The organism is Pseudomonas sp. Irchel s3h17 (genome assembly GCF_900187505.1).
Taxonomy (GTDB): domain Bacteria; phylum Pseudomonadota; class Gammaproteobacteria; order Pseudomonadales; family Pseudomonadaceae; genus Aquipseudomonas.
Map to the genome: position 1 here is coordinate 150,662 of NZ_FYDL01000013.1, position 11,513 is coordinate 162,174.

Annotated in this window: 5 protein-coding genes and 1 rRNA gene; all 6 read right to left on the minus strand. The window is 63.2% G+C overall.

Translation table 11 applies throughout. The features are described 5' to 3' along the window. Positions 1-2: 2 nt before the first annotated feature. Positions 3-1,271 (minus strand): diguanylate cyclase domain-containing protein, encoded by a 1,269-nt coding sequence (locus tag CKW25_RS19850; protein WP_095081780.1) that lies wholly within the window; start codon positions 1,269-1,271, stop codon positions 3-5. Beyond that, positions 1,268-1,843, minus strand: coding sequence for a YfiR family protein (locus CKW25_RS19855; protein WP_095081781.1), 576 nt, complete (start codon positions 1,841-1,843; stop codon positions 1,268-1,270). Before CKW25_RS19855 ends, CKW25_RS19850 begins: the two co-directional genes overlap by 4 nt. 160 nt (positions 1,844-2,003) lie before the next feature. Continuing rightward, entirely contained in the window at positions 2,004-4,091 is a 2,088-nt protein-coding gene (gene recD, locus CKW25_RS19860) for an exodeoxyribonuclease V subunit alpha (RefSeq protein ID WP_095081783.1), read from the minus strand. Next, a complete protein-coding gene (recB, locus tag CKW25_RS19865) occupies positions 4,088-7,777 on the minus strand; it encodes an exodeoxyribonuclease V subunit beta (RefSeq protein ID WP_095081785.1) in 3,690 nt (1,229 codons plus the stop codon). Before recB ends, recD begins: the two co-directional genes overlap by 4 nt. Beyond that, positions 7,774-11,226 carry an exodeoxyribonuclease V subunit gamma gene (gene recC / locus CKW25_RS19870; RefSeq protein WP_095081787.1) on the minus strand — a complete coding sequence of 1,151 codons (3,453 nt, stop codon included), beginning with the start codon at positions 11,224-11,226 and terminating at the stop codon, positions 7,774-7,776. Before recC ends, recB begins: the two co-directional genes overlap by 4 nt. A gap of 165 nt (positions 11,227-11,391) precedes the next feature. Further along, positions 11,392-11,507 (minus strand): 5S ribosomal RNA (gene rrf / locus CKW25_RS19875). Positions 11,508-11,513: the final 6 nt, after the last annotated feature.

The window sequence follows — 11,513 nt, forward strand, 5'->3', positions numbered from 1 at the left end:
GGTTAGCTCCTGGTTTGAACGTTGACGGCAAGGTGCTCCGACCGTGCCGTGTATTGCCCGCCTCGAGCGAGGCTTTTGGCGTGATACATCGCCGCATCGGCGGCATTGAGCAAGGCGCCGGGGGTGGTGCCATGATCGGGAAAAATCGCGATGCCCACGCTCAGTGAGGTCAGGACCGAGTGGCCGCCTGGCAACTGAACCGGCATCTGCATGCTGTCTATAATCTTGCCGGCAATCCGTTCGGCATCTTCGGTCCTGTGCAACGGCGTCAGCAGCACGGCAAACTCATCGCCACCCAGGCGTGCCACCAGGTCCTCCTCACGCAACTGCGCCCGGACCCGGTTAGCCACCGCCACCAACACTGCATCACCCGCGGCGTGGCCGAAACTGTCGTTGATCCCCTTGAAGCGATCACTGTCGAGATACAGCACCGCCACCCGCTGATTGTGCTTGCTGCCGTTGCGCAAGGCGCGGATCAAGCGGCCTTCGAAGAAGGCCCGGTTTGGCAGCCCAGTCAGGCTGTCGTGGCTGGCTTGGTGAGCCAGGGTTTCGTTCTCGCTTTGCAGATTGGTCTGCCAGGACTCCAGCTCATCGAGCAGGGCATTGAAATCATTGCCCAGGCTGTCCAGTTCGGCGATACGCGCCGGTGGCACACGCTGGTCAAACGCGCGCTCGATCCGTGCGGCATGGGCGACATCCGCCCAGCGCCGTAACGGGCCGATGATCCCTTGCAGTTGCCGGCGCGCCAGGAACATCGCCACCCCGGCACTCAGTACGGTGCACAGGACGATCCCGGCCAGGCCGCTGAGCAGGAAGCGCATCAGGCTGGCGCCATGTCCGGTGAGCAGAATACTGCCCACGGGCCGATCCTGATGGATGATGGGCAGGCGGATGGGTTCTTCCAGCAGGGCGCGGGAAATCTGCATTTCAAGTTCCGACACCAGTCCGGTTTCCGGCCGCTGCCAACGCGCCAGCAACTGGCCACTGGCGTCGAACACCTGGGCATCGGCCACTTCTTCCGTGGCGGCGATCAATGCCAGCGCCTCGTTCGCCGCCACGTTATCGTTGAATACCACCGCCGCTTCCACGGTGTAGCTGATGGAGCGGGCGATCAGGTGCAGGTTGTGATCGGCGTACACCCGCAAGGCCAGCACGCCCAGCGCGGTCAAAGATATGCTGGTCATGGCCACGCCGACCAGGGCGACGATCAGGTTGCCACGGCCAATGACCGAGCGCAGGGTCGGACGCGCGCTTCTATTGAACAGGCTCATGGGGCCGCCTGTTTACGGCGCGACAGTTGCAAGACACTGGGGTGAATGCGCACGCCGCTGCGAGCGACCGAGTCGAGGTTGACCTCGAATGACACATGGCTGTCAGTAACCTGCAGGCAGAACAGGCTGCCGACCGTACATTGATCGCCGCCCTCGCTGATACTCAACACCGGGCGACCCGTCAGCGCGGCAAACAGCGTGTTGCGCTCCTCGGGGGTCAACTTGCCGAGGTAGACCGCATCACATTCGTTGACAATGTCCGGGTGGCTGGCCAACAGGCGGCGCACGAGCACCGGGCGCCCGGTGGCCTGGGTCGTGCCCTTGACCAGGTCGTCGGTGTATTCCGTGGGCCCGATCACGCAGAGCCGCAACCGGGTCGGTTCTACCGGCCAGCGCGCATAACTGAGAATACCCAGCACGACCTGGGTGACGGATTTTGCGCGTTGATCGGCCATGCTCACAGGCGCTTGCGACTGGGCGAACAGCGGAAGGCTGAACAAACAGAACATCCCGGCCAGCCAGAATCGCTTCCAGCCCACCATGCATTCTGTCGTCCAGACAGCCAGCTTCATGCAGGAATTCTCTTTGATCGTGACGAAAATGATGCCGCAACGATAGCACAGCACAGAAACAGCGGCGAGGCCACGCAGTGCGCGGCCCGACTGACTATCCGGTGTTTCCAGCGTCCGCGACCCATGGAAAAGCTGATCGATCAGTCATCTTTAACCGCCATCAACCCAGCTCCAGCATCAACCCGCTCAAGCGCTTGACCTTACGCCGCACCGCCTCTTCGAACACGCCGCTGCGGGGCTCTATCAGACTGAACCAGTCCTTGGCCCGGGTAATGCCGGTGTAGATCAGTTCCTTGGTCAGCACCGGGTTCAGCGCATCCGGAAGGATCAGCGCGGTGTGGGCGAATTCCGAGCCCTGGGACTTGTGCACCGTCATGGCATACACGGTTTCCACATCGTTCAGCCGGCTCGGCAGCACAAACCGCACGCCACCCTGGCCATCGTTACGGGCAAAAGCCACGCGCAGTACCTGGCGACCGACATCCTGCCCATCACGCTCTGGCAGTTTGAGGGCAATGCCGATGTCGCCGTTCATCAGGCCCAGGCCGTAGTCGTTGCGCGTCATCAGCACGGGCCGACCTTCGTACCATTGCTGGTCGCTGTCGATCAGTCGGGCCTTGAGCAACGCTGTCGTGATGCGCTGATTCAGCCCTTCCACCCCCCATGGTCCCTTGCGCACGGCGCACAGCAACTGGAACGCATCAAAGGCGTGCAAGACATCGCGGGCCCAGTTCTCCCAGCAACCATCGTCGGGGGCGGCGTCCAGGGGCGGTCGCTGATTGCGCAGCAGGCTCAGGTAATGCCGATACCCTTTCGGGCCGTCACCCTGGCCATCGAGCAGCAGGCGCTCCAGCGCCCTGTCCTGCTCGCCCTTGAGCGCCAGCAAATGCAGATCGGCATGGCTACGGGCCGCCAGCAACTGCCGTGCGTGCTCGGCGTTCTGTTGATTGACCCAGCGCGCCAGCTGACCGATGCCGCTGCCCTCACCGAAGCGCCGCGAGTGGCGCAACATCACCACTTGCTGGGCCAGCGGGTGACGGCCATCGTGGTCCTCCTGCAGCTCGCTGCCGCCCAGCTGTTCACCGCTGACCGCTTCCAGCCAGTCACGGGTCTGTGGGCTGTACCAACCGGCCTCGGCATCGCGACACAGGTCACCGAGCACGGCGCCGGCCTCCACCGAGGCCAGTTGGTCCTTGTCACCCAACAACACCAGGCGGGCGTGGGCCGGCAAGGCGTCGAGCAGGTTGGCCATCATTTCCAGGTCGATCATCGACGCCTCGTCGACCACCAGCACATCCAGCGGCAGCGGATTGCCAGCGTGATGCCGGAAATGCCGGGTGCCCGGACGGCTGCCCAGCAGACGGTGGACCGTGGTCACGTCAGAGGGGATCTTGTCTCTGACATTGTCGGCGACCTGCAGCGTACGGACTTGCTGGCTGATGGACTCGGTCAACCGCGCAGCGGCCTTGCCGGTCGGCGCCGCGAGCCGGATGCGCAACGGCTTTTGCGCCTCCACGGCGGGTGCCTGGAGCAGCGCCAGCAAGCGCACGACGGTGGTGGTTTTACCGGTGCCCGGCCCGCCGGTGATGATGCTGAATGCACCACGGGTGGCCAGGGCACAGGCCAGTTTCTGCCAATCGATCGGGGCACCGGCCTTGACCGGCCCAAACAACCCGTCGAGGCGCTCGGACAGATCAGCCGCGACCGGCTCATGGGCCACCAGCCGTTCGCGCAATGCGCTGTCGATGCGCCGCTCGTACGCCCAGTACCGGCGCAGGTACAGGCGCTTGCCGGACAACACCAACGGCCGGTGCCGGGCCTCCTCTCGCCCATCGGCGGCCAACGCCACCAGCGGGCTTGACGCCAGCACCTTGCACCAGTGAGCGCCTTCCACGGCTTCCAGCAATTGCGAGGGCAACAAGCGGGTGCCGGTCTGCACCTCGCCTTCCGGCGGCAGGGACAGGGCGAAGTCCGGCGCCTTGAGCGTCTCGAACAGGTCAAGACAGACGTGACCGTGCCCCAACTGGTGACTGGTCAATGCCCCCGCCAGCAACACCAGGGGATCACCGCCCGGGTCGCGCTCATGGAGGAAGGCGACAAAGGCCTTGTCCAGCGCCCGCAGCCAGCCGCGCTCGACCCAGCGCTCAAGCAACAACAACAAGTCCTCGGCACGGCTCAGGGGCGCCAGTTGCGCCAGGCTCTCGGCCGTCAGGGGTGTGGGTAACAGGTCGGCGAAGGAGCGATTCATAGCAATACACCCTGCTCCCAGGCGGCTTCGGCCCTGGGTTCTGGTTGGCCCTGGAACAAGCGGTCCAGGCGTTCGATCAAGGTGCGTGGTGGACGGGTGAAATACACGCCCTGGCTCGCTGCCTGAGTGCCCCGCAGGAACAGGTACAAGGCGCCGCCCATGTGGCGGTCGTAATCGTAGTCGGCGAGCCGTGCCTTGAGCTGGCGATGCAACGCCAGCAGGTACAGCACGTACTGCAGGTCATAACGGTGATCGAGCATCGACTGCTCCATGGCCTGCTCGGTGTAGGCCGAGTCGTCGGCACCCAGCCAGTTGGATTTGTAGTCGGCCACGTAGTAGCGCCCCTCGTGTTCGAAGGTCAGGTCGATAAAGCCCTTGAACATGCCATTGAGTTTCACCGGCTCGGCCGCTACCCGGGCAGCGCCGCCATGGGTGTATTGCCGCACCAGCTCATCGAGTTTCACTACATCGACGGTGTGGCTGGCGAACCAGAACTCCATCTCCACCCGGTACTCGGTCAAGTGTCCCAATACCACCGGCGATTGGTCCGCGCCCAGGCGCAACGGTACCTGGATCAGGTGTTCCAGCCAGCCACTCAGGGTCGTGATCCAGCCTTCCCAGCCGCGGCGGTTGCAACGGCGGGCAATGGCGTCTTCGATGGCCTGGTGATCGGCGCTGAAGCCCTCGTTGCCGGCCCACTCCAGCAGGCCATGAAGAAAGGTCCCGGGATTCGGCCCACGGGGAAAACGATGGATATCGCCGCCACTGACGAGCACCTCACGGGGGGCGTTCGGGTCAAGGCGCTCGTCATCGAAGAGTTTTTGCGCTTGCGGGCTTTCCGGGGCCTCGTCGCCAGCACCCACCAGGCGGTCGCCAATGCGCAGCGCACTGTAGGAGGCGATCCACCAGTTTTCCGCCGCCCTGCGCTTGGGCTCTCGCGGTGCGAGTAACTTCGCCTCGTTGCGCGGTGGGTGATAGCGCTCGTCGGTGGCCTCGGGCATCTCGCCAACGCTCAGTGCCACGCAGTCGTGCTGCATGTCTCGCAGCCAACGAGCCAGGCCCGCCGATTCAGCCAGCTGTTCGCCCCCGCCGAGCACATAACCCAGCGCAGAGAGGTGCAGTACCGAGCTGTTGCTGTTGCCACGCTTGAGGTCGCTGACGCCGAGCCAGCACGCATGCCGGGCCCGGGTCAGGGCCACGTAGAGCAACCGCAAGTCTTCTGCCAGGCGCTCGTGATCGGCCCGTGCAATCAGCTCGGGCGTCGGGCTCATGGAGACCTGAGACTTGCCGTGCTCATCGTGGTAATGCAACGGCAGGCGACTGCCGTCCACTGGCTTGGCCGAGCAGATGAACGGCAGGAAGACCAAGGGGTACTCAAGGCCCTTGGACTTGTGGATGGTGACCACCTTGACCAGTTGCTCATCGCTTTCCAGGCGCAGGATCTGCTCCTCACCGGCCTGCCCGGACAACGCCAGGTGCTCGGACAGATGCCGGATCAGGGCCTGCTCGCCATCCAGTTCGGCGGCGGCCTGTTGCAGCAATTCCGAGAGGTGCAGCAGGTTGGTCAACACCCGCTCGCCATCGCTGCGGGCAATCAGCGCCTGAGGCAGTTCGAAGTCGTGGAGCAAGCGCCGCAACATCGGCAGCACCCCCTGAGTCCGCCAGATCAGCCGATACGCACGAAACTGCATGACGCGCCGTTCCCAGGCCAACTCGTCCTGGTTCAACCGTTCCAGCTCTATCAACGACAGGTTGAGGGTGATGCTGGCCAATGCCGCACGTAGCGGACGCTCGACATCCGGCTCGGCACAGGCCTTGAGCCAACTCAGCAGGTCATGGGCTTCCTGGGCGGCGAACACTGAGTCCTTGTCCGAAAGGTAGACACTGCGTACCCCTCGCGCGGACAACTCATTGCGCACGGCCTGGGCTTCCTTGCCATCGCGCACCAGAATCGCGATGTCGGCCGGCAGCAAGCCCACGAGCGCTTGCGCGTCGCGCACGAAACCCGCCCGCCCCTGCTGGCCACCGTTGAGCAATCCGGTAATTTCACTGGCGCACGCGGCGGCCAGTTGCTGTCGATAGACGGCGCCCGACAAGGGTTGTTCGCTGGACAGCTGCCAGACATTCAGCGCCGGCACCGCCTGGCCGTCGACCAGCAACGACTCTTTGCGGCCCTGGGACGCTACCGGCGAAAAGGGGACGGGGTTCTCGCCGTCCGGCTCACGGAACAGAAACGCACCCCGCCCCTGCTCTCGGCATTCAGCCCTCTGGAACACATGGTTCACCGCATCGACCATGCCGTGGCTGGAACGGAAGTTGGTGCCCAGGGTGTGCAAGCGTCCGCTCGTCGCCTGGCGTGCCCGCAGGTAGGTGTAGATATCGGCGCCCCGGAATGCATAGATCGCCTGCTTCGGATCGCCGATCAGAAACAGCCCGCACTCTGGGTTGTTGTCCTCAATGCGATAGATGCTCTCGAAGATGCGGTACTGCACCGGATCCGTGTCCTGGAACTCATCGATCAACGCAACCGGGAACTGCTCACGGATCAAGGTCGCCAGGCGCTCACCGCCCTCGGCTTGCAACGCCGCGCGCAGGCGCAGCAACATGTCGTCGAAGCCCATTTCGGCGCGACGGCGTTTCTCATGTTCAAAGCGCGCGCCGATCCACTGCGCCGCATGTTTCAACACCCCGGCGTCCGGCGTCGGCAGTGCATCCAGATGGGCTTTCAAGCCGGACATGGCGTCCAGCCCCGGATGAGTGGGGGCCTGGCCTTTCCAGGCTTCGGCCATGCCATCGGGGGTCAGGCGAGTGAAGCCGGTGCCGATGTCCAATTGCTCAAGGCTTTCATCCTCGGCCCAGGCACTGATTTTCTCGAACCAGGGCTCGAAGTAACGGGCTTGCATCTTGCGACCGTCAACGGCCTTGCTCGCCACGCCCTGCAGGCAGATGTCACGCAACTCGGGAGCCCATTGCACCCAGGGTGCCTTGAGCGCTACCAGCGCCTCACGTCGTGCCTGCAAGCACTCGCCAATCAACTCGGCCGGTGCCTTGCCCTCTGCGCTGTCACGCTCACTCTCGAACAGCCCTCGCACCCGCGACAACAACGCTGCCGGGCCGCCCCAGTTGGACCGCACCCAGTTCAGCGCGTCGCCCTGCATCGGATAGCAATACAGGCGCCAGTAATCGCGCACCACTTCGCCGAGCAAGTCGCTGTGATCGGTCTCAAGGGATTGGGTAAACAGGCTGCCGCTGTCGAATGCGTGCTCGCGCAGCATGCGTTGGCACCAACTGTGGATGGTCGAAACGGCGGCCTCATCCATCCATTGCGCGGCGATGTCCAGGCGGTTCGCACAGCCGGGCCATTGCTCGACGCTGTACTGCCCGCGCAAGTCGGCGATCAGGCTGTCGGGGGCCGGTGTTTCGTCGCGGAAGAACCGGGCGGCCTCCGCCAGTCGGGTGCGGATACGCTCGCGCAACTCCTTGGTGGCCGCATCGGTGAAGGTCACCACGAGGATTTGCGGCGGCAGCAGTTCGCGGCCAAAACCGCTGAGCTGATCGCCGTGCCCCAGCACCAGGCGCAGATACAGCGCCGAAATGGTGAAGGTCTTGCCGGTACCGGCGCTGGCTTCGATCAGTTGGCTACCGCGAAGCGGGAAGGCTAATGCCAGGGGGACTGTTGCTGTCATGCGGGCGATTCCTCGCGGGTCACGGAACGCCAGGACGCTTCGAGCAGCGGACGGTAGAGCGCGTCACACCAGGCCTCAAAGGTTTCATCGGCAATCAGGGCGTTGTAATCGGCGAACTGGCGTGCCAACGCAGGGCTTTCCCGGCGCTCGCCTTCGCTGGTCAAGCCATCGCCCTCGTAGGCCTTGCGAGCCGCAGCCTGTGCTTTGACCGGATCAGTCTGGCCCAGCCAGGCGAACGCCGTCTTGACCGCCACCGGCAGGGGCTGACGCATGCCCGACTGCCAGGCCTGCAGCAGATCGCCAAGGATCTGCCGCGCGGAGTGTTCATCCAGCGGGGCCAGTAGCAGGGTGTCGTCACTGGCGACCAGGCCCGTGGTCATCGGCAAGCCGCACGCGCAAGCCACCAGATGGTTGATCCACGGCCGGGTCAGCCGATGCCATTTGCGCGTCTTGATCGAACCAATGCTGTTGGGGATCGTCGTGACCGACAAAAAGCCACCGTCGGCCCGCTGATGGAGCCCGCTGAGCCAGCCCTCCAGACTCACGCCATTGAGCTGCAGCGAAACCGGCAGCGCGCTGGTGTTCGGTGTGGGCCACAACGCCAGCAGCTGTTGATAACGCTGCACCAGATCCGGCAGCGGCTCGATCAACTCACGCTGCAGGCACTCACCGAAGCCGGCCATTGGCAGCAAGCCACTGTGTTGCAAGCGCTGGGCCTGGAGCTGCAAGGCTTGCTCGGGTTGATCCGGATGGCTCAGCGCCGCTTCCAGCAAGCTGTCGCTCAGGCTGTAGCGCTGCAGGGCATCGAGCACAAAGGGCTCTTCGTCTTCCAGGGGTGCCTGCGCCGATTCGAAAAACACTTTGAGGCGCTGACTGAAAAAGTGCCGCACTGGGTGGCGCAGGAAATCCTGAAGCTGCGCCAGGCTCAGCGGCTCTTCCTGAACATAGGGATCCAGCAGGACCGGCGCCTGGGAGTGAGGGCGATCCTCATGCAATAGCTGCCATTCCCGGGCGTAGCTGAACAGCTGATCACCTTCATGGAAATAACGTGCACTGAAGGGCTGCAGTGGATGCTCCTGGGTCATCGCCGCCAACAACTCTTGATCTTCATCCACACGTTTCCAGCCATTGGCCAGGTGATCACGCAACTGACCGATGAGCACCGATGCCGGGCGCTCGCTGTTGTCGCGAATACTGCGTCCGACCCAACTGATGTAGAGCTGATCGCGAGCCGAGAGCAAGGCTTCGAGCAGCAGGTAGCGATCGTCTTCTCGCCGCGAACGGTCACCGGGACGGTAGTCGCTGCCCATCAGGTCGAAGTCCAGTGGCGGTTGCGCACGCGGGTAGTCACCGTCGTTCATGCCCAGCAGGCATACCAGCTTGAACGGGATGGCGCGCATCGGCATCAAGGTGCAGAAATTCACTGCGCCGGCCAGGAACCGCTGGGACAAGCGCCCTTGATCGAGGCCGGCCAACCAGGCTTCACGCACGACGGTCAGCGGCAGCTCGTCGTGCAGGCCAACCGACTCGCAGGTCTCCAGCCAGGTTTCGCGCAGTAACTCGAGCTGGGCGAGCAGGTAGTCGTCGTGCTCATTGCTGGCCAGGAAAAATACCTGCATCAAGGCTTGCAGGCGCACGCCCCATTGCTCGGGCGACGCCGGTCGTGACAACTCCTGGTGAGCAATCTGCAAGGCATCGAGCAAGGCCACCAACGGGCCGATCAGGGCCGCATCCAGGCCGCCGATTTCATCGTAGGGTTCGATGCCATCGCAGGCCTCGCCACTGCCCACGGCATAGCCCAGCAGCATGCGGCGCAAGCCAAAGCGCCAACTGTTTTGCTCGAGCTCACCCGGTAGCCCCAGGCCCGCACGCTGTTCGGCACTCATGCCCCAGCGAACACCCGCGCCTTCTATCCAGCGATGCAGCGTCGGCAGGTCGCGCTCTTGTACCCCGAATCGGGCCCGCAAGGCGGGCACGTCGAGCAAGTCGAGGATTTCACTGACCGGGAATCGGCTATCGGGCAACTTGAGCAAATGCTCGACGGCAATCAGCAGCGGGTCACGGCCACGCTGGCCCTGATCCGTCAGGGTGAACGGGATAAAGCGCCGATCCTCGCGTTCAAGCTGGCCGAATACCGCCCGAATGTGAGGCGCGTAGCTGTCGATGTCCGGCACCATCACAATCACATCCCGTGGGCGCAACTGAGGGTTGGCACTGAAGCGCGCAAGCAGCTGGTCATGGAGAATCTCCACTTCACGTTGTGCGCTATGGGCAATGTGAAAACGAATCGAATCGTCCTGCGTGAGGTCGATGGCCGGCCACAGCTGGCGGGTTTCATTCAGCGGACGCAACTCCAGGATGTCGTCCTGCAGTTGGTTGAGCAGGGTGAACGGCGGGTTGTCGCTGAACAGGTCGATGCGGCCGTCGCGAAATGCCGAGCGGTAGCTGTTGGGGTCGTCATAGCTGTCGAGCAGGTTGATGTAGTCACGACCTTGCTTGCCCCAGGCCGCCAGCAATGGGTGTGCGTGCTGGTGCAGGGTCTGCGGGTCAAGCACAACGGGCATGCCGGCCTTGCGTGCCTGACGTTTGTATTGGTGCCTTAACAGGTCTTTATCGGCGACGATGTCTGCCCAATGGTGACGACATGGGTTATGCACGCACAACAGGACCTGGCTGAAACGCGCCAATCCAGCGAGGGCTTCCAGGGCTTGAGCGGGCAACGAAGAGATACCGAAAACGATGACCCGGGACGGCAAGCCACGGGGGGCGGTGTCCAGGCGGGTGATGGTTTCAATGAACCGCTGGTGAACACCGGCACGACTTTGCGCCATGCCTTGTTCTCCCACATCCAGCAGCAACGCACGCCACAACTCGGCCTGCCAACAGTTAGCCGGTGTCAGCGGCTTGCTCTCGCCTCGGCCATTACGAAGCTGATGACGTCCTGCTGCCCAGTCTTCCAGCCAGTCCGCACGGTAGACCTGATACTGGTCGAACAAGTCCGCCAGGCGCTCAGCCAATTGATAGCGCTTGCGCAGATCGGTGTCGTTGGTCAGGAAGCGCTGCAGGGGCTCGAAGTGCGGCTGATTGATCAATTCCGGCAGCAATCGCATCAAACGCCAGGTCAGTGGCGCCTTGTCCAGCAAGGACTTGGCGGGGATCTCGTCGCGTCCCAGCACCAACCGATAGAGTTGCCACATAAAGCTGCCAGGCAACTGCACATCTATGGCCGCTGCAATGCCGCAGCCGCCCATATCGTCGTCTTCAGGGTCTTCGGCCAAGGCCAACTTCAGCCATTGGGCGATGCCGTTGCTCTGCACCAGAGCAATTTCATTTTCCAGGGGCGCGAGCGGATAACGCCGCATCCAACTGACTACCAGACTACGCAGTTCATCCAGGCGATTGCCGTGGACCACCATAAAGCCAGCGCTGAGCAGCGAGGCGTCCGCCATGAGAGCTTCCTTGGAAATGTGCAAAAGCCAGGGTCGAACCTTAGCATTGTCAGGTGCCTGTGACAGCCTGAAGCAGTCCGGTGCGATGGCAAGCGAGTGGAAACTTTTTCACGCACAAAAACAAAACCCCTACCTGCGTACGCAGATAGGGGTTTCGGAATTTAATCTTGACGATGACCTACTCTCACATGGGGAAACCCCACACTACCATCGGCGATGCATCGTTTCACTGCTGAGTTCGGGATGGGATCAGGTGGTTCCAATGCTCTATGGTCGTCAAGAAATTC

Coding starts and splice junctions, on each gene's coding strand:
- recC (WP_095081787.1), bottom strand. CDS start 11,226: ATGGCGGACGCCTCGCTGCTCAGCGCTGGCTTTATGGTGGTCCACGGC.
- recB (WP_095081785.1), bottom strand. CDS start 7,777: ATGACAGCAACAGTCCCCCTGGCATTAGCCTTCCCGCTTCGCGGTAGC.
- CKW25_RS19850 (WP_095081780.1), bottom strand. CDS start 1,271: ATGAGCCTGTTCAATAGAAGCGCGCGTCCGACCCTGCGCTCGGTCATT.
- recD (WP_095081783.1), bottom strand. CDS start 4,091: ATGAATCGCTCCTTCGCCGACCTGTTACCCACACCCCTGACGGCCGAG.
- CKW25_RS19855 (WP_095081781.1), bottom strand. CDS start 1,843: ATGAAGCTGGCTGTCTGGACGACAGAATGCATGGTGGGCTGGAAGCGA.